The 18,895-nt window shown below is 40.1% G+C and carries 17 protein-coding genes; 11 read left to right on the plus strand and 6 right to left on the minus strand.

The features are described 5' to 3' along the window. The 6 genes from NIE32_RS01335 to NIE32_RS01360 all read left to right on the plus strand — a co-directional run bounded on the left by NIE32_RS01335 (position 1) and on the right by NIE32_RS01360 (position 7,242). The gene (locus tag NIE32_RS01335; RefSeq protein WP_253052209.1) at positions 1 to 897 is read left to right on the plus strand and encodes a helix-turn-helix domain-containing protein; all 897 of its coding nucleotides are present in this window, start codon (positions 1 to 3) and stop codon (positions 895 to 897) included. 125 nt (positions 898 to 1,022) lie between these two features. Next, positions 1,023 to 1,601, plus strand: a complete 579-nt coding sequence (pgsA, locus tag NIE32_RS01340; protein ID WP_253052211.1) for a CDP-diacylglycerol--glycerol-3-phosphate 3-phosphatidyltransferase — start codon at positions 1,023 to 1,025, stop codon at positions 1,599 to 1,601. 87 nt (positions 1,602 to 1,688) lie between these two features. Next, the gene (locus NIE32_RS01345; protein WP_253052213.1) at positions 1,689 to 2,936 is read left to right on the plus strand and encodes a competence/damage-inducible protein A; all 1,248 of its coding nucleotides are present in this window, start codon (positions 1,689 to 1,691) and stop codon (positions 2,934 to 2,936) included. A gap of 262 nt (positions 2,937 to 3,198) precedes the next feature. Then, positions 3,199 to 4,251 carry a recombinase RecA gene (recA, locus tag NIE32_RS01350; protein WP_253052215.1) on the plus strand — a complete coding sequence of 351 codons (1,053 nt, stop codon included), beginning with the start codon at positions 3,199 to 3,201 and terminating at the stop codon, positions 4,249 to 4,251. 414 nt (positions 4,252 to 4,665) lie between these two features. Further along, positions 4,666 to 6,231, plus strand: coding sequence for a ribonuclease Y (rny, locus tag NIE32_RS01355; RefSeq protein WP_253052217.1), 1,566 nt, complete (start codon positions 4,666 to 4,668; stop codon positions 6,229 to 6,231). A gap of 213 nt (positions 6,232 to 6,444) precedes the next feature. Beyond that, positions 6,445 to 7,242: a TIGR00282 family metallophosphoesterase gene (locus NIE32_RS01360; RefSeq protein ID WP_253052219.1), complete on the plus strand. Its 798-nt coding sequence runs from the start codon at positions 6,445 to 6,447 to the stop codon at positions 7,240 to 7,242. 227 nt (positions 7,243 to 7,469) lie between these two features. Here the strand turns inward: NIE32_RS01360 and NIE32_RS01365 are convergent, their stop codons facing one another. After that, the gene (locus NIE32_RS01365; protein ID WP_253052221.1) at positions 7,470 to 7,730 is read right to left on the minus strand and encodes a stage V sporulation protein S; all 261 of its coding nucleotides are present in this window, start codon (positions 7,728 to 7,730) and stop codon (positions 7,470 to 7,472) included. A 276-nt stretch (positions 7,731 to 8,006) separates the two neighbouring features. On the opposite strand from NIE32_RS01365, the gene NIE32_RS01370 reads away from it, so the two are divergent. Next, positions 8,007 to 8,468 carry a CBS domain-containing protein gene (locus NIE32_RS01370; RefSeq protein ID WP_253052223.1) on the plus strand — a complete coding sequence of 154 codons (462 nt, stop codon included), beginning with the start codon at positions 8,007 to 8,009 and terminating at the stop codon, positions 8,466 to 8,468. Positions 8,469 to 8,571: 103 nt separating this feature from the next. On the opposite strand, the gene NIE32_RS01375 is transcribed toward NIE32_RS01370, so the two are convergent. From NIE32_RS01375 to NIE32_RS01385, 3 genes are all read right to left on the minus strand, one after another. Next, positions 8,572 to 9,813 (minus strand): MFS transporter, encoded by a 1,242-nt coding sequence (locus NIE32_RS01375; RefSeq protein ID WP_253052225.1) that lies wholly within the window; start codon positions 9,811 to 9,813, stop codon positions 8,572 to 8,574. 172 nt (positions 9,814 to 9,985) lie between these two features. After that, on the minus strand, positions 9,986 to 11,257 hold the full coding sequence (locus tag NIE32_RS01380) for an MFS transporter (protein ID WP_253052227.1): 1,272 nt from the start codon (positions 11,255 to 11,257) through the stop codon (positions 9,986 to 9,988). A 264-nt stretch (positions 11,258 to 11,521) separates the two neighbouring features. Beyond that, positions 11,522 to 11,695, minus strand: a complete 174-nt coding sequence (locus tag NIE32_RS01385) for a YjfB family protein (protein WP_253052229.1) — start codon at positions 11,693 to 11,695, stop codon at positions 11,522 to 11,524. 401 nt (positions 11,696 to 12,096) lie between these two features. On the opposite strand from NIE32_RS01385, the gene NIE32_RS01390 reads away from it, so the two are divergent. Next, positions 12,097 to 13,941: a nitrilase-related carbon-nitrogen hydrolase gene (locus NIE32_RS01390; RefSeq protein WP_253052231.1), complete on the plus strand. Its 1,845-nt coding sequence runs from the start codon at positions 12,097 to 12,099 to the stop codon at positions 13,939 to 13,941. Between the two features lie 900 nt (positions 13,942 to 14,841). On the opposite strand, the gene NIE32_RS01395 is transcribed toward NIE32_RS01390, so the two are convergent. Both NIE32_RS01395 and NIE32_RS01400 read right to left on the minus strand, forming a co-directional pair. Next, the gene (locus tag NIE32_RS01395) at positions 14,842 to 15,219 is read right to left on the minus strand and encodes a PH domain-containing protein (RefSeq protein ID WP_253052233.1); all 378 of its coding nucleotides are present in this window, start codon (positions 15,217 to 15,219) and stop codon (positions 14,842 to 14,844) included. A 119-nt stretch (positions 15,220 to 15,338) separates the two neighbouring features. After that, positions 15,339 to 15,695 (minus strand): TM2 domain-containing protein, encoded by a 357-nt coding sequence (locus tag NIE32_RS01400; RefSeq protein WP_253052235.1) that lies wholly within the window; start codon positions 15,693 to 15,695, stop codon positions 15,339 to 15,341. Positions 15,696 to 16,347: 652 nt separating this feature from the next. Here NIE32_RS01400 and miaB point away from each other — a divergent pair. The 3 genes from miaB (at position 16,348) to cotE (ending at position 18,892) form a co-directional block, all read left to right on the plus strand. Next, positions 16,348 to 17,835, plus strand: coding sequence for a tRNA (N6-isopentenyl adenosine(37)-C2)-methylthiotransferase MiaB (gene miaB / locus NIE32_RS01405; protein WP_253052237.1), 1,488 nt, complete (start codon positions 16,348 to 16,350; stop codon positions 17,833 to 17,835). After that, a complete protein-coding gene (locus NIE32_RS01410; RefSeq protein ID WP_253052239.1) occupies positions 17,832 to 18,191 on the plus strand; it encodes a YlbF/YmcA family competence regulator in 360 nt (119 codons plus the stop codon). Before miaB ends, NIE32_RS01410 begins: the two co-directional genes overlap by 4 nt. 140 nt (positions 18,192 to 18,331) lie before the next feature. Further along, complete coding sequence (gene cotE / locus NIE32_RS01415; protein ID WP_253052241.1) at positions 18,332 to 18,892, plus strand: outer spore coat protein CotE; 561 nt, start codon at positions 18,332 to 18,334, stop codon at positions 18,890 to 18,892. The last annotated feature ends 3 nt before the right edge of the window (positions 18,893 to 18,895 follow it).

Raw genomic sequence — 18,895 nt, forward strand, 5'->3', positions numbered from 1 at the left:
GTGTTAGGATTGAGTGAACTTGGTCAAGCTCTTAAGGAAGCCCGTGAACAGAAAAACTTGTCTCTGGACGCTCTTCAAGAGGAAACAAAAATTCAAAAGCGCTATCTCAAAGCAATCGAGGAAGGCGACTTCAGCCAGTTACCTGGTGAGTTCTACACTAGAGCTTTTATAAAAAGCTATGCTGAGGCTGTAGACTTAGATTTCAAAAGTTTATCGGAACAATATGCTAGCGACATGCCTAGTATTAATAGGCAACCTGTAGAATCGCGAACGATGCCGCCTGACGGGAGTGAAGCAGATCGCACGCCGAAACCGTTGCGACGTAATGCTGTTCGCGCGAGCAATTGGTCATCGTTTGTTAATAAAGCTATTGTACTTGTATTTGTACTAATCGCACTCATGATTGTGTACATTCTTGTCACGCATTTTGCAGGGAATCGTACCAATCCAAGTGCAGATCAGAGCAATGGAAATGCGGTACAATATAAAGGGAGCAGTACTTCATCCAGTAGCAACTCATCTTCGGAAAATTCGGACACATCAAGCAGTTCTTCAGACGCTTCATCTACAACACAGAAAATGAAGCAGGAGAAGGTACAAGGTTCTACGACCACATATACCTTATCCGGCGCAAAGAAATTCATTGTTACAGTAACGGCAAAGACGGATCGTCCGGCTTGGTTCATGGCGTCTGACGCAAAAACAAGTAAGCTTATTGCTCAAGGTACAGTGGCGGCAAATGGTAAGAAATCCTATCGTTTTGACGCAACCAATGTACAAACATTAAACATTCAATTCGGAAATGTACCAGGTACGGTGTTCAAAATTAATGGTAAAACAGTGAAATTTTCAAACACGGCTACTGTTCAGCATTTGATTATCAACTACACTAAGTAATTGCTTTCTTTCTAATGGGCCAGCCTTTGTGGTGGCTCACTTTTTTTGGATTATACTAAGTTTCTAATGGAATTAACCGTCATTGTTTATTCATAGTTTCAAGAACAGAATAGGAGGAATTGTTGATGAATATCGCTAATAAATTAACTGTATCACGCATGATTATGATTCCACTTTTTTTAATCTTCCTTCTTTCTCCGATTCATTTGGGTACATTGAGTGCGGGAATTTACCATCTCCCTGTATCTCAATTGATCGCCGCAGTCATCTTTATTCTCGCTTCATTCACAGATTGGCTTGATGGTCAGCTTGCACGTAACTATCAATTGGTGACCAATTTTGGGAAACTGCTTGATCCACTCGCTGATAAATTGCTTGTGATGAGTGCTTTTGTCTCCTTTGTGGGTCTAGGAAGAATGGCATCTTGGATGGTCATCTTAATTTTGGCTCGGGAGTTTGCTGTTACCGGTTTGCGCCTTGTTGCTGTTGAGGAAGGCGAAGTGATCGCAGCAAGCAAAATTGCCAAATGGAAGACGTTCTCGCAAATGGTTGCGATCATCCTCTTTTTGTTTAATAATGTTCCATTTGGTTTGAACGGTTTTCCGCTCGATCAGATCATCCTTTGGGTAGCTGTCCTCCTAACTGTCATTTCGGGTGTAGACTACTTTTACAAAAACAGCGAGATTATTCTTCGCTCTAAATAAGGAGAACGGACTTGCGCTCCATGCCTGTGTGCCTGATAATAGTGAGAGAATACTAGATCTGAAAACGCATGAGAGGAGTTCTTGCACATGAATGCGGAAATTATTGCAGTCGGTTCAGAACTGCTTCTTGGGCAGATTGCTAATACGAATGCTCAATTTATATCTGAGCATTTAGCTACACTGGGTATTGATGTTTTTTTTCATACCGTATGCGGTGATAATGAAGCCAGAATGATTGATGTGATCAAAAAAGCGGAAACAAGGGCTGATCTATTAATTTTTACAGGCGGCCTTGGTCCGACCAAAGATGACTTGACAAAAGAGACTGTTGCTCAAGTACTCGGAAGGAAGCTGGTCACTGATCAGGAAGCTATGGATAGTATTCTTGAATACTTTAAAGTGACTGGCCGTGAAATGACTGAGAATAATAAGAAACAGGCCCTTGTTATCGAAGGTAGCCAGGTATTGCCCAATCACCATGGCATGGCACCGGGTATGATTGTTGATGCAGAGAATCATTTATACTTACTGATGCCGGGTGTACCTTCAGAAATGAAACCAATGTTTCTTGATTTTGCCAGTGGCTATCTAGCCAGCCGTAATAATGAGCATATACAGTCCCGTGTTCTCCGTTTCTTTGGAATTGGAGAATCTCAGCTCGAAACCAAAATTATCGATCTCATTGATGCACAATCCAATCCAACCATTGCTCCACTTGCAAAAGAGAGTGAAGTGACGCTGAGACTGACAGCGAAGCACGAACGGGTTGAGCAAGCAAATGCAATGCTTGACAAAATTGAAGCAGAAATTGATTCTCGTGTTGGCCAATTTTTATATGGCTATAACGAAGATTCACTGCCTGAGATTGTATTTAAACTCTTAGTAGATCAAAAGAAAACGATCGCTTTTGCAGAAAGCCTGACCGGAGGAATGGCTGCTGATTGGATGGCTGGTATTCCAGGAGCATCTTCTGTGCTAAAGGGTGGGGTAGTTTCGTATACAAATCAAGTCAAAGCAGATCTTCTACATGTACCTTCTGAGGTTTTAGCAAGTGATGGCGCGGTTAGTGATCGCTGTGCAAAGCACATGGCAGAATCTGTTCGGAAGTTATGCCATTCAGATATCGGGCTATCTTTTACTGGTGTTGCCGGGCCGGACAAGAGCGAAGGAAAAGCAGTTGGAACGGTTTATATTGGTTTCAGTGACGCTCATGAGACTCAAAGTTATCGATTCCAGTTCAATGGAGCACGCCAAAAGATCAGAACACAATCGGCTAAGACTGGTTATGATCTTGTCAGAAGGCATTTGAGAACACTTCCATTACTTAATCAATAATTATGTTCAATTTTCATGCTGTTTTCTGATTAAAAGATAATGTGGGAGACGCCTGCGGGATCATTGATTGGCGCCAGCGAGACTACATCGATGAGGCTCGCGAGGCGTCGATGGAAGCGAACACATAGCTAGAATCAATAAAGCAACACCGAAAGATTTTAACATAGAAAAAAAGCGAATAAATATTCGCAGAACACTTGTGCTCTTTTTTGAAAAAAGGTATGATAGCATAAGAGAATGTTGAAGGAGATGAACCACGATAATGGCTGAAAAGAATGAACGAAAAGCAGCACTCGACAATGCACTTCGCCAGATCGAAAAACAATTTGGCAAAGGTTCGATTATGAGATTAGGAGAACGGCCGGAACAGCGAGTATCAACAGTATCAAGCGGTTCACTGGCTTTAGATATAGCAATGGGTGTCGGTGGTTATCCACGTGGCCGAATTATTGAAATATATGGTCCTGAATCCTCAGGTAAAACAACAGTTGCACTGCATGCGATCGCTGAAGCACAACAAGGTGGCGGACAAGCTGCGTTTATCGATGCAGAACATGCATTGGATCCGGTATATGCAGAAAATCTTGGTGTTAATATTGATGAACTACTTCTTTCACAACCGGATACCGGTGAGCAGGCTCTTGAAATTGCCGAAGCGTTGGTGCGTAGTGGAGCAGTTGATATTATTGTCATCGATTCCGTTGCTGCATTAGTTCCAAAAGCGGAAATTGAAGGCGAAATGGGAGACGCGCATGTTGGTTTGCAGGCGCGTTTGATGTCTCAAGCGTTGAGAAAATTGGGAGGAGCTATCAGCAAGTCTAAGACAACGGCAATCTTTATCAACCAGATTCGTGAGAAGGTAGGCGTTATGTTCGGCAATCCTGAAACGACACCAGGTGGGCGTGCACTTAAATTCTATGCTTCTGTACGCTTAGAAGTACGTCGTGCTGAGGCTTTGAAACTAGGGAATGACATTGTAGGTAACAGAGCAAGAATTAAAGTCGTGAAAAACAAGGTTGCACCTCCTTTCAAACAAGCTGAAGTGGACATTATGTATGGACAAGGGATCTCCCAAGAAGGCGAAATTCTCGACATTGGAGCGGATCTCGATATCGTTGAAAAGAGCGGCTCATGGTATTCTTACAATAAGGAACGATTGGGGCAAGGTCGTGAGAATGCGAAATTGTACCTGAAAGAAAATGAAGCCGTAAAAGATGCGATTAAGCAACAAATTCGTGCACACTATAACTTAGATGACCTTCCTGACGAGGCTTCGGTTAATGCAGAAGCGCAGCCACTTCCTGACGAAGAATAATAGATAACTGATTGAGTCATAATCTCTACAACGAAGAACTTGCACCTGTATCGTGGTGTAAGTTCTTTTTTGTGGTGTGAACGCTTTTAATGATGTTGAAAAATCAGAAAATAACAGTAGTTTCCTCAATGCTTGGATTGCGTAAGGTTGACAACCCAAATAGGCAATTATACAATGAACATGTAACTACAAAGTTTTTGATTTTTTGATTATGTAAACTTATCGCATGAACATGCTTAAGGGTGATAAAGAAAGTAATTCGCTTAAAGGTTCCTTTCAATCCACTCGTTATCACGAGCAATCGAATATGAACACTGAAAGATCTTACTTTCCATTTGTCGCTACGTTAAGCATCATTCAAAAGTAAAAACATTTGTTTTACTTATTGATGATATGGAAAAGCAAGGAGGTGAAATGATGACAGCTTATGTTATGATCGCCTCCATTGCGCTGACCTCTGTAGTTTGTCTGTTTGTTGGCTATTACATTCGAAAGAAAATTGCTGAAGCAAAAATTGCTACTGCTGAAACTGCGGCACGCCAAATCGTTGATGATGCACACCGAGATGCGGAAGCCTTGAAAAAGGAAGCGCTCTTGGAAGCAAAAGACGAAATTCACACGCTTAGAACTCAGACTGAGAATGAGGCACGTGATCGGCGAAATGAACTTCAGAGGCAGGAAAACCGCCTTTTGCAGAAAGAGGATCTGCTCGATCGAAAAAGCGAATCTCTCGATAATAAAGAAAGTTCATTGGAAAAAAGGGAGGAATCTCTTAGCAAGAAACGTCGACAAATTGAAGAGATGGAAAGCAAAGTGGAGGAATCGCTGCGTAAACAGCAGTCAGAACTCGAACGAATATCCGGACTAACTAATGATGAGGCGAAAGAGCTTATCTTGAACCAAGTGAGACAGGAAACGGCTCATGAGGCTGCTCAGATCGCAAAGGACATTGAGACACGAGCGAAAGAAGATGCTGAAAAGAAAGCAAAAAGCATTCTTTCTCTAGCGATTCAGCGTTGTGCGGCTGATCATGTTACTGAGACTACTGTTTCGGTTGTTAACTTGCCAAATGACGAGATGAAAGGACGTATTATCGGACGAGAAGGTCGAAACATTCGTACGTTAGAAACTTTAACGGGGATTGACTTGATCATTGATGATACTCCGGAAGCAGTCATATTGTCGGGATTTGATCCGATTCGCCGCGAAGTTGCGCGAATTGCTCTTGAAAAACTTGTGCAGGATGGTCGTATCCATCCAGCACGTATTGAAGAGATGGTTGAAAAATCACGGCATGAGGTCGATGAGAAAATTCGCGATTATGGTGAACAAACAACCTTTGAGGTTGGCATCCACAGTCTGCATCCGGACTTAATTAAAATTTTGGGTCGACTCCACTTCAGAACGAGCTACGGTCAAAATGTTTTGAAGCATTCAGTGGAGGTTGCTTTCTTAGCTGGAATGATGGCTGCCGAACTCGGTGAGGATGAGCATTTGGCTAGAAGAGCCGGACTTCTACACGATATCGGTAAAGCGATTGATCATGAGGTTGAAGGTAGCCATGTTGAAATCGGCGTAGAATTGGCGACGAAGTACAAGGAGCACCCGGTTGTGATTAACAGTATCGCGTCTCACCATGGTGACACGGAAGCTACTTCTGTCATTTCAGTACTTGTGGCCGCTGCCGATGCATTGTCTGCTGCAAGACCTGGAGCAAGACGTGAGACGCTTGAGACGTATATCCATAGGCTCGAAAAGTTAGAGGAAATTTCAGAATCCTTTGAGGGTGTTGAGAAATCCTATGCGATTCAAGCAGGTCGTGAAATTCGCATCATTGTTCAGCCAGATATCGTTGACGACGCGAAGTCCTATCAGTTAGCGCATGAAATCACCCAAAAGATTGAAAATGAACTGGATTATCCAGGAAATATCAAAGTAACGGTAATTCGTGAAACGCGAGCTGTAGAATATGCGAAATAAGAAAGGCGGCGAACAGCCGCCTTTTTTATACTATATTTAAATAATTTACGTTGAGTAATCGGTCATATGCTGCACTCACGAACTAGATAATGATCAAGTGAGCATTAACCGAAACAAATCAGCTCTTGACTTTGGATCAGGTGAACTCAGCCAATATTTTTTTACTTGAATTTAAGATTGAAATAAAGAAGTACTCGGAAAAGAGCGTGGAGAATGAAGATACTATTTGTCGGTGATGTCTACGGACGCACGGGGAGGCAGATGATCCAAGACTATCTGCCGAAATTGAAGAGTAAGTTTAATCCGACGGCAACAATTGTGAATGCTGAAAATGCCGCACATGGAAAGGGACTTACAAAGAAAATTTACAGACAGCTGCTTGAAGTTGGTGCGGATATGCTCACGATGGGGAATCACACCTGGGATAATCGCGAAATCTTTGAATTTATTGACGATGCCAAGCAACTTGTTCGACCGGCAAACTTCCCGGCAGGAACACCTGGAACGGGGCTTCGCTTCTTGACATTGCCACATAATATCCAAGTTGCTGTGATTAATATACAAGGACGCGTCTTTCTTCCACCGTTAGATGATCCATTTAGCACTGTAAAACAGCTCGTAGACGAGGCACGAAAGAAAACACCAATTATCTTTATTGATGTGCATGCGGAAACGACGAGTGAGAAACTTGCACTAGGTTGGTATTTGGATGGCACTGTTTCCGCAGTTGTTGGTACGCATACCCATGTTCAAACCGCAGATGAACGGATCTTTCCACAGGGCACTGCGTATCTCACCGATGTCGGGATGACCGGACCTTATAATGGAATTATTGGTGTGCAAAGGGCATCGGTGACCAAACGCTTCCTTACATCGATGCCGGTTCGTTTTGAAAGTGAAGAAGGGCCGGGCCAATTAAGCGCAGTACTGATTCACGTTAATGACAAAACAGGTAAAGCAAGCAAAATCGAACGTATATTAATTAATGATGATCATTTGTTTTTTGATTGATGGATTATAAGGTGACTATAAATCTATAAAAAAGACAGCTTCACGCATAGGTGAAACTGTCTTTTTTACAATTATTTGCGAAGTCAAAATGTCGAGAACACTACGAAACATCATGAGAACATTTTCGCATTCATTCATGACAAACCATTTCTTTTTGGCACCGTTAGGTCACTTTTAAGTCACTTTAGATTTGATCGAAGTGACAAAAGGGTCTTTATGACACCCTTTCAACGTGGTTCAACGATGAGCTTGATTGCTGTCCGTTCTTCTCCATCAATCAGAATATCTGTAAATGCTGGAATGCAAATGAGATCAAGTCCGCTCGGTGCGACGAAGCCTCTAGCGATGGCTACGGCTTTTACGGCTTGATTGAGCGCTCCTGCGCCAATTGCTTGTATTTCCGCTGTTTTTTGTTCCCTCATTGCATGTGCAAGGGCACCGGCAACAGAATTAGGTATAGATTTTGCTGAAACTTTTAACACATCCATGTCCGCTTGTCATCTCCTTATGAGGATTGCCCATAAAATACTATATTCTTGAAAAAGATGACTATGCCACTTTGAGCAGAAAGTTTGTTCAACATGGTTTTGACTCATAAAGTTAAGTGGCTCAGTTTTAACAACACATTGAATTTTTCTATGCGATTCGTGAGTAAGAAGGGGACAGAACAACAGAGTGGATAATGTTTAAGCGGTTACATAAACATGGTATAATAATAAGAGAAACAGAAGATATAGTTCAAACGCTTAAGGAGGCGAATGCTGATGCTTGTCGAACAATTAATGATCAAAAATGTGGTGACTGTTCGTGAAACGGATACCATTAAGTCACTCATTAAGACAATGATTGATCACAACATCGGTGGTGCTCCGGTCTTGGATGGAAACGATCGATTAGTTGGCTACATCAGCGATGGCGATTTGTTACGCGCACTATCACCCAAGCAGCAAACCATCTATGATCTCTATTCATTAATTTCAGCGATTCGTGTTGATCTATCTACCGAAAAAATAAGAGATCTTCTGGATCAGCAAGTAAAAGATTTAATGAAAAAGAAGAATTTACAGATGGTTCATGAAGATAAAGATTTGGATTCCGTTCTTAAATTGCTTTCTCATTACCATATCAAGCGCATCCCAGTCGTCGATGATGAACGACATGTTGTGGGATTACTTACGAGAAGCCATATCATTCGTCACATTGGTGAACAGTTGATTAACGAATAATTGAATATAAATACTAATGAAGCAGTATGGGAATCTCCCTACTGCTTCATTTTCTCTGTTCTTCTACGATAATACTCTTACATCATTTACTCTCCATCTTTTATTAAAAGCCGAAATCATCAGGGCAAACGTTGTGTACGGATGGGATCCTGCGAAGAATCGGAACGAGACTCACATAAACAGCTATGAAAAGCAAGCTGACACTGGTCAGTGTAAAAATAAGCTGTGGGCCGAATAGAGCGGCTAAGGAACCACCAAGAAGAGATCCCAGTGGCATGATGCATGAAGAGATACTTGCCATAACAGAAACCGACCGTGCAAGTAATTTTTCTGGAATAACATTTTGCATCATTGCAAAACTGAGTACATTATTTAAACCAATCGGAACCATACTCATTGCAAAGAGAACAATTTTTAAAATGAAAATGGGAATCAGTGCAGAACCAATCCAGAAAATAAATCCAGCTGCATAGCTGATTACCATTAAATGCCCAAATGCGAAACGTTCAAAGAGTCCAGCGATTGCTGCGCCAACAAGTACTCCAATTGACATTCCGGCTAGCAGAAACCCATATGTTTTCGCCCCACCTAGTGAATCTGCATAGGCAGGTAAGGACGCCATCATTGCGCCAAATGCAAAGTTGGTGATCGCACCCGCGACAAGTATCTTTCCAAGTAAAGAATGGAGCACAAGCTGAAATCCTTCTTTAAGGTCGATAAAATATCTTTTTGTTTGTGCACCTAGTGATTGATTTGCTTTTTCTACATGGTTCTCTGGCAATTGAAGTGCTGCAAAGAGTAGAGCAGTAATGAGAAAAGTGATGATGTCGGCAGTATATAACGCCATCGCACCGACAAGTGCAACAAGTACGCCACTAATCGCATTAAAAGCAGCATCAGTACCTTGTACAGCAACGGACATTAATGAATTTGCTGAGACTCGTTGATCTCTTGGGAGGATTCTTGGAATTAATGCGTTCTCTGCCGGAAAGGAAAACTGATTAAGAAATGCTGCAAGCGGCATAATAATGAGAATAAGTGAAATTGAGAGCACATGAAAACGATACGCGATCGGAATGATACTCAGGAGAAGTGCTTGAATTAACTGAGTGTTGATGAGTAATTTTCGAATTGAAGAACGATCAATCATTGGGCCACAGATAAATTGCAAGGCTTGTGGAAGCATGGTTAAAAATCCTGCAAGACCGGAGTAAAAAGCAGATCCTCCTAATTTGTAGACCAGCCACATGGCTGCAATGTAGTACATGCTGTCACCAATATTTGTAATCAAGCGACCAATAAATAGGATCATAAAGTTCTTATTGCGGATCAAACCTTTCATCATCTAACTTCCTTCCTTAAGCTAACTTATTATCTACATACAATGTAGCAAAGTTCTTCCGCGTATGAATCAGTCGCTAGTCTTAGAAAAACGCCACCTTCAGCATGAAATTAACAGTATACAAAAACTGAGCAGATCTATTCCATCTCTACTCAGTCAACAGCTTATTCTTTTATTACACTTGTTCTTGAATTGGATTTACTTCACCTGGAAATCCGTAGTTTTCCGGATCAGCGTTCCCCGCTGATGGTAAATGACGTAAAATTGGCATTGTGAGCACATATAATGAATAGAAGAGAAAGCCAAATGAGGATACGAAAAAGATGATCTTTGGTCCAAATAGGGAAGTTAAGGATCCACCAACCAGTGAGCCTAGAGGCATAATACATGTAGCCATACTGGCAACAAGTGACATTGCACGTGCAAGCATAGTTCGAGGTACAATGCTTTGGATCAGTGTGAAATTGAGCACATTATTACATCCCGGCGCGATCATACTTGTCGCAAAGAGCACGACAGTAAGTAGGGGATTCGGTGAAAGTACAGCAGCCATCCATAGACAGAAACCTATAAAATAGCCTCCAATCAGCATTTTACCAATCGGCTTATTTTCAAAGCGTTTTGCAATGAGTGCCCCGATTAAACTCCCAATCGCCATTGCACCCATCAATAACCCGTACATTCCAGACCCACCTAATGTTGCCCCATATGCAGGTAGACTACTAATCAGTGCGCCTAATGCAAAGTTCGTCACAAGCGAAGCAACCATCATTTTTCCGATCACTGAATGAACTACAATTTGAAAGCCTTCCTGTAAATCTGAAAAATAACGGTGGATTTGCATTTGCATTGAACTATTTTTCTGGGAAACGTTGTGATTAGGAAGAATGAGTGAAGCAAATAGGAGAATAGCAATGAGGAAGGTCATGACGTCAGCACTGTAGAGAGAGACGGCACCGAGTATCATGACTAAGAGTCCACCAATTGCTTGAAATACGGTTTCCGTTCCTTGATAAGCGAACGTCATCAAGCCGTTTGCTTGAACTAATTGTTGTTTTTCTACAATCTGCGGAATAAGTGCGCTCTCTGCTGGGAATGAAAATTGATTCAGAAAGGAAACCAAAGGCATAATGATCAACACAAGATTTACTGAAAGGAGATTGAACCATGCAGCGATGGGAATGATGAGAAGGAAAAAAGCTTGAGCAGCTTGAGTTGCTATCAGCAGACGTTTTATAGAATACCGGTCAAGGATTGGACCAATGATGAATTGCAAAGCTCTAGGCAACATGGTGAGAAAACCCGCTAATCCAGAGTAAAAGGATGAACCGCTCAATTGATAGACAAGCCACATCGCAGCAATGAAATACATACTATCACCGACATTAGTGATGAGTCGCGCTGAAAACAACAAACAAAAATTCTTATTTTCCAAAAATAATTTCATTAAATGCGTAGCCCCCATATTAGAAATGATTTTTCTATCTATATGAAGGCGATCATAACACATTGAAACATTGGTTTTTCAGAATGTTAATTATGTTATACAAAAAAGAAGAGTTGGATCAAGAATTTCCTATGTACTCTTCGACTTTTCGTGACATACATGAAATTCTGATTTGCTCGCCTGAGAGACGGTTCGGAATCTGTGAACGTAAAGAAACGGTGAAAGTAAAAAATGCAGCCCAAGTGGGTTACATTTTTCTGATCTTTATGCTTTTAGGTCGATGATCGTTCCTAAATATGGATCTGAAGCTTGTAACGTTTGAATTAATTGAGCTCCGCTTTGCTGAGCACTGTTCAAAGCCATTTTGGTAACCGCAAGGCTCACATTCTGACTGAGTAATGCTTGATTCATACCCACCGATGCAGATGCAACGTCCATGAAAATCACCTCCCTGATTGTTTTATCGGAGTGACAATGAAAATAATTGAAGAAAATTTGAATGCAAGACATATCCGCAAAACAAACGAGTGGTACGGTGCGTATTGCAGTGCCGCATAGTTTATTGGGCCATTATTTAGAGCAAATCCTTCGGAAATGAGCGTGAAGAAATATCTATGGGCTCTGGTTAAGTAAACAGTATTATTCCAGGAAGCACTGTTTTAATTTCTCTTACGGTCTACTCTATCCAATGAATATATTTAATGAAATAAATTTATTTTTAAATAAAAAATATTTTCAGAAATATATTTACGTTTAAACTCTAAACGCCTATAATTGGTTACAATCCATGTTATAAGATATGACATAGATAAGCAAAAAACAATTGAGGTGAGGGAAAGATGAACATGATTCATCGTAAATCTATTATATTATCAGTATCATTAATAGTAATCATTGCATTATCTTTTTTTGCCTTTTCATTTGGTGAAAACACGAATACAGAGGCGAAATCTAACACTCAAAAACTAAAGTCCTTTAAAGTTGCTTCGATTGAGTTTAATCCTAAGTTGAATGATAGAGATAAAAACATTGATGCTCTTTACAAACAAATTGAAACCGCATTTAAACACGGAGCGAAATTAGCCGTAGCACCTGAAATGTCCACAACCGGTTACTACTATAAAAACCGCGAAGCCATTAAACCATTTGTGGATACAATTCCAGGCAAGGCAACAAAAAAATTTGCAAAGTTAACAAGAAAGTATCACGCATATGTAGTCTTTGGTATGGCGGAAAAAGATCCTAAGACAAATGTTTACTATGATTCTTCTGCATTGGTAGGACCAGGCGGGTATATTGGAAAGTATCGTAAAACGGAGCAGTGGGAGACAGAGGAACATTGGGCAGCGTGGGGAGACTTAGGTGTTCCTGTTTTCAAAACAGAGCTGGGCAACATTGCAATTAATATATGTATGGACGCTGCTTATCCAGAAATGGCGAGACTAGCTGCAGTAAATGGCGCAGATATTATGGCTTTTCCAACAAATTCATCTGCTCAAGCAGTTGCTGCTCTCCCAGCACGAGCTATGGAGAATGGTCTATACATAGTAAGCGCTAATCGTTCAAACACTGAGAAAGGCTTTCACATGATCGGTGCTAGTGCAGTATGGTCACCAACAGGAAAAAAGTTGGCAGAAGCTAAACTTATTAAAACCCCAAAAGATGACATCAATAAACCGACTATTACTTATGCTACAATTGATCCAAAGCAATACAATAATGCCAATAAAAAAAGACTGAAAGAGCGTCGCCCTGACCTTTATCAAGATATCATGTTAAAAGTTGGACCTTGGGATTATACAACAACGAGTGAGCCCAAAAGTGTCAACGCACTAGCAATACAATATACTCCTGTTCCAGGTAATAAAAAATCTAATGAGGATAAGATAGTGAATTTGATTGACAGTAAGATTAAGAACAGTGAAGTACGACCGAACCTTATCGTCCTCCCTGAACTTTCGCTGACTGGACCTTCTGAACTTTTGAAACTTCATAGAATGTCTACGTATGCTGAAAGGATTGATGGAGAAACAACCAAGTTTATGAAGACATTGGCTCAAAAATATCAGACAGCTATTGTTTATGGATTGATTGAAAAATCAGGAAAGAATCTTTACAATACTGCAGTATTGATGGATAAAAGCGGCAAAATTGATGGTAAGTACAGACAAGCTCAATTGAGTTCTTTTGATAAGAAATGGGCAAAACGTGGAAATTCATTACCTGTTTTTAGTAACAATGAATTAGGGAAAGTGGGCATAATGATTGGAAATGATGTTAACTTCCCTGAAATTTCAAGTGTGTTTGCCGTTCAACGTGCAGATATCATTGCCATTCCATCGTCATGGTATGGTCAGTTCGGTGGTAATATGGAGATCAACCATGAAATGTCTGCCAATCCTTATCCAAGTGGCACAATGCCACTATGGTCAGAAATATCAATTGATGCCCAAAGCTACACAATTATTTCCAACTACGTTGGAACTTCCAAAGGATTTAAAGGAAGAAGTGCATTGTATACATTGGATCCATTATATGGACTTGATCAACCGATTGTTGCTTCATCAAATAAAGAAGAAGCATTAGCTGTTAAATTCAAAACAATTCAACCTAATAACTGGTTCAATCAAGATAAATTAATTAATTCAAGACAACCAGCGTATTATAAACCACTAATAAAATAAGTTTATTAGTTTTATATGAAAGCAGTACTAACAATTATTCTTTATTATCGGCCGCTATGCGGCCTTTTTTAATTTGAAAATTATTTTATTTATTATGATAAATATACACCATCGAAGGGGAATCTTTTCGTAAACCGTGAGTCCATAATATCTCATAATTAAAATGATGCCAATTTAAGACCATAATATGAGCCTATTGTTAAACGTTTGAGATTGAATCCAGATTCCTTATATGACAAATCTTCTGTTTAATTTATACATTCTTGATCCTGTCCCTAATCAACCTGAGAGGTAAATGATTTTTCATTTGATGGGTTCTATGATGAACTGAGGAAAAAATTTAGTAAACTTTAATAATATTGTTGCATAGTACGACTCAACCATAGCCATCGATTCACAGTTAAACCCATGATAATTACAGTTGGGATGATGATTAATAGCGACCCATTTAACCGGTTGTGACGTTTGAAAGACACAATAGAACAAATAGCGCATAACAGACAAACTGTGTAAATGACTGCTAGAATTGAATATCCTACAACAGCCATTTACGCCCAACCTAATAAAGAGATTTTGCCTTATACTGATAAATTTAGAAGGAACTGAATTTGGTTCAGGAAACTTCTATTACGAAATCCGACCTATACTGTGTTAGAAAATGAAAACAAGAATAATTAATGCAAGCATGAGAGTACACGAGAATAAAACAGCTTTTGTTTTACTTTTCGATCCTTTGATTATGTGATAAGCAACGTACAACCCATTAACGAACAGAACAATTCTGTTATAAGGTTTGGGAAGAAAAATCAATAAAGCAGGTAGGATAAGAATATACGCAAAACTTATAAAGGGATTTTTCATGGATAATAACTCCTTATCTCATCAAAAAATGGTAATTGTTCAGCAAGTCATCTGTGCCAAAATCTTTTGCACATCAAAAATAGGGTTGTCTTTTCTAAATGTTTTTGAAATGGTTGGTTGCACTGCACCAGAAATCCATATTTTCAATTCAGCATCAAGATCTAAATGACCAGCAGTTTCTACACTGAAGTGGGAAATACTTTTGTAAGGAATAGAGTGGTAGTCCACTTTTTTGCCGGTTACTCCTTGTTTGTCAACGAACAGTAATCGCTTCTCGGTAAACACGATTAGATCTCGAATTAATTTAAAAGCTGCTGTGACCTGTTCGTCTTCAATTAAAATATCACCAATTTCTTTCTGTACTTCTCCAGGTAGTACTTTTGATGCATTTCCAATTAGTCCATCAAAGAATCCCATGATTCATTCCTCCAAATCGTTATTTTTTATGACAGTATGATATTGCTCGGTAGTTTATGTTTTATCTTTGTAGCAAAAACCAAAGTTGAGAGGTGGGAGTGGTGCATGTGTAACGAGGTTTAGTTCTGTCTTCTCTCCAAAATTTCTTGTGCTATGCTGTTTTCTATTACTAGGTTCTTCTGTCGTACCATTTCAGGTAAAAGGAATAGATCAATGATCAGCCAAATGACCGTAATAAACGAATAACGAACTTCAGATAGAACGGTAATCAAAATCATTAAAAGAGCAGTTCTTGTTTTCTCCAAATAGAATCTATGCCCGCCAAACAAACCAAAAATCAGTGCATTAATGTAAGCCAACAGTATGTTTTTTCTGCGTTGATCAAGTTCTTTGTTTAACATGAGAAGCTCATTATTTGTGAGTTCATCACGTAAATGAGACGTGGTTGGTTCTGTTTGACTGTTTTTTTTTATCAAGTCATCAACTCCTCTGCAAAAAATCGGGATCCCTACCGATCAGCTGATATACCATTGTTTATTATTGTATAAAAGTAGACAGAACTCTGATAAATTAGGCTTTTTTCCATTCAAAAAAAGACTACACACAGCCCTTAGTGAAAGAAAGGTGCCAAAATTAGCATTAATACTGAACTAAAAATCAGAGAAATACAAACTTTCTTCGGTAGTTTAGAACTGCCCGTCCCTTTGTAAAATCCAAAATATTGGAGTTTATTTCTATACAATATAAAAAGTAGAGTAAGGATGGATAATCCTACTAACCAAGCACCAATGGTATTGTCTACGTTTACTTCAAAACGCGCATATATTAACTTCACCAAAGCGCCCATTAATTCACCAAGAAGGAAAAAGATCACAATAATACGGATTAATTCCAGGATTGCTCTCAATAGAATTCGTTCCCCCCAGAAATCTAAAATAATCACAAAATTTGCACACTAATCTTACTATACTAACTCATTCAGTTCATTGAATAAAGACAATAAAAGTTTATTTAAACACTCAAAATTTAATTCATAAACAGAACATTTCATCATTAAATCCCGATTCTTTCATATCATGAATGAGTTTGCTATAATTTAGGGATGAGATCTGAAAGGAATGTTGCCTTGTGGCTGATACGAAATTCAGCAAAGTTGATTTTTCAAAGTATTTTCAACCGCCTTCTTTGAAAGATGCGCGCAGGCGTCGCAGAGAAGCCGTTCAAATTATAAATGATTTTAGTATTCCAGAAGATATGAAGTCAATCGGTAAGGGCAAACGTTATTTGATCGAAACCTATGGTTGCCAAATGAATGAACATGATACGGAAGTCATGGCCGGAATTCTTGAAGAGATGGGTTATCAAGAAACGGAAGAGCCGATTGATGCTGATGTCATCCTGCTAAACACGTGTGCGATTCGTGAGAACGCTGAAAATAAAGTGTTTGGTCATATTGGTCGCCTGAAGACACTGAAAGTCGAAAATCCGGGACTCATTCTTGGCGTTTGCGGATGTATGGCGCAGGAGGAAGTGGTCATTAATAAGATCCTTGCCAAACATCCTCAGGTCGATCTGATCTTTGGTACACATAATATTCACCGTTTGCCACAGTTATTGAAGGAAGCATTGTTTGGTAAAGAAATGGTTGTTGAAGTGTGGTCTAAAGAAGGCGATATCGTTGAGAATCTTCCTCAATCCCGCCGCGGACATTTTCAAGCATGGGTCAATATTATGTATGGTTGTGACAAATTCTGTACGTACTGTATTGTACCGTATACACGTGGGAAAGAACGGAGCAGGCATCCGGAAGAGATTATTCAGGAAGTACGTGATCTCGCACGACAAGGATACAAGGAAGTTACGCTGCTCGGACAGAACGTCAATGCCTATGGAAAAGATTTGCCGGATATGGAAAATTATGGCCTTGGAAATCTGATGGATGAAATCCGTAAGATTGGGATTCCACGAGTACGCTTTACAACGAGTCATCCGAAAGATTTTGACGATCATCTGATTGAAGTGCTCGGTAAAGGCGGTAATCTATGCGAACATATTCACCTGCCTGTTCAATCCGGAAGTTCAGCCATCTTGAAGATCATGGGTCGCGGCTATACACGTGAACGCTATCTAGATCTCTTTCATAAAATCAAGGATACGGTGCCAAACGCTTCATTTACGACCGATATTATTGTTGGCTTTCCGAATGAAACAGATGAACAGTTTGAAGAAACGATGTCGCTTGTTCGCGAATGTCAGTTTGACGGTGCGTTCACGTTCATTTATTCACCACGTGCGGGAACGCCAGCTGCACGAATGAAAGACAATGTTCCAATGGAAGTGAAAAAGGAACGGTTGCAACGCCTTAATCAATTGATCGATGAATTATCGGCAAAAAGCAATGCCAAGTATCAAGATCAAATTGTTGAGGTACTTGTCGAAGGTGAGAGCCGTAAGAATGCTGAAGTCCTGTCCGGACATACGCGAACAAATAAAGTCGTTAATTTCCGAGGACCGAAATCTTTAATTGGACAGCTGGTTCAAGTGAAAGTTACCGATGCAAAAATGTGGTCGCTCGACGGTGAATGGCAAAAGGAAGCGGAGGCTTTGCCACAATGACCTACCAGTACTCAAAAGAAGAGATTCTTGCCAAAGCGTCTGATCTTGCAGGAAAACTATCAAACTCCGATCAGATCCGCTTTTATAAGCAGGCGGAGTCAAAGATTAGTGCGAATCAAAAGGTACAACGGCTTGTTGAACAAATTAAAAAATATCAGAAAGAATCCGTAAACTTACAGCATTTTGGTAAGGCGGAGGCCTATCACCAGAATGAAGCGATGATCGATAAGCTGCAGGCAGAGCTTGATGCGATTCCTGTGGTTCAAGAATTTAAGCAGTCGCAGGAAGATGTGAACGATTTTCTGCAACTGATGGCGAAGCTGGTATCCAGCCGCGTCATGGACAATAAACAGTAATCATTAGATAGATGGCCCATTGATTGATTAAGCTCCTCATTTGAGGAGTTTTTTTTATTGCTTCCAACTTTCTTTTGTTTCACACGTGTCATTCGCCCTGCATAACATGAAGATGAAGAAGGCAAAGGAGGTTTGGACTTTTGGCAGAGAATGCATATAGGGAAATTATCACAAAGGCCATTTGCGGAAAAGGAAAGAAGTTCAGTCAATCCGCGCATACCGTGACACCAACGCATAAACCTTCGAACATCCTTGGATGCTGGGTGATCAATCATAAATATAAAACAACCTACCACAAGGATGCGGTGAGTGTCGAAGGTACTTACGACATTAATACTTGGTACTCCTACAATAACAACACAAAGACAGAAGTTGTGTGCGAAACGGTGAATTACCGTGATCGTGTGCCACTAACACTTCGCGACAAACAATTGGTCTCAGATCATGTGGATGTAACTTGTCGAACGTTACAGGAACCGAATTGTCTCGAGGCAAAGATTTCGCCAAATGGCAATAAGGTTGTCGCTCAGGTTGAACGTGAATTTCTTGTTGAAGTCATTGGAGAAACAAAAGTGAAGGTCCAAGTTGATGACGATGGACTCATCGAAGCAGTCGATGATGATGCTAGTGAAGAAGAACTTGATAAAGAGCTTAGTGGACTGGAATCTGATTTACTCACCGATGATAAAGACGAAGACTAAGGA

The sequence above is a fragment of the Sporolactobacillus kofuensis genome, from assembly GCF_024125425.1.
Classification (GTDB): Bacteria; Bacillota; Bacilli; order Bacillales; family Sporolactobacillaceae; genus Sporolactobacillus; species Sporolactobacillus kofuensis.

Excerpts from the sequence above, each read along its gene's own strand:
- NIE32_RS01390 (WP_253052231.1), top strand. The coding sequence starts at position 12,097 with ATGAACATGATTCATCGTAAATCTATTATATTATCAGTATCATTAATA.
- pgsA (WP_253052211.1), top strand. The coding sequence starts at position 1,023 with ATGAATATCGCTAATAAATTAACTGTATCACGCATGATTATGATTCCA.
- recA (WP_253052215.1), top strand. The coding sequence starts at position 3,199 with ATGGCTGAAAAGAATGAACGAAAAGCAGCACTCGACAATGCACTTCGC.
- NIE32_RS01375 (WP_253052225.1), bottom strand. The coding sequence starts at position 9,813 with ATGATGAAAGGTTTGATCCGCAATAAGAACTTTATGATCCTATTTATT.
- NIE32_RS01410 (WP_253052239.1), top strand. The coding sequence starts at position 17,832 with ATGACCTACCAGTACTCAAAAGAAGAGATTCTTGCCAAAGCGTCTGAT.
- NIE32_RS01395 (WP_253052233.1), bottom strand. The coding sequence starts at position 15,219 with ATGGGATTCTTTGATGGACTAATTGGAAATGCATCAAAAGTACTACCT.
- NIE32_RS01345 (WP_253052213.1), top strand. The coding sequence starts at position 1,689 with ATGAATGCGGAAATTATTGCAGTCGGTTCAGAACTGCTTCTTGGGCAG.
- NIE32_RS01370 (WP_253052223.1), top strand. The coding sequence starts at position 8,007 with ATGCTTGTCGAACAATTAATGATCAAAAATGTGGTGACTGTTCGTGAA.
- NIE32_RS01385 (WP_253052229.1), bottom strand. The coding sequence starts at position 11,695 with ATGGACGTTGCATCTGCATCGGTGGGTATGAATCAAGCATTACTCAGT.
- NIE32_RS01365 (WP_253052221.1), bottom strand. The coding sequence starts at position 7,730 with ATGGATGTGTTAAAAGTTTCAGCAAAATCTATACCTAATTCTGTTGCC.
- NIE32_RS01360 (WP_253052219.1), top strand. The coding sequence starts at position 6,445 with ATGAAGATACTATTTGTCGGTGATGTCTACGGACGCACGGGGAGGCAG.
- NIE32_RS01380 (WP_253052227.1), bottom strand. The coding sequence starts at position 11,257 with ATGAAATTATTTTTGGAAAATAAGAATTTTTGTTTGTTGTTTTCAGCG.
- rny (WP_253052217.1), top strand. The coding sequence starts at position 4,666 with ATGATGACAGCTTATGTTATGATCGCCTCCATTGCGCTGACCTCTGTA.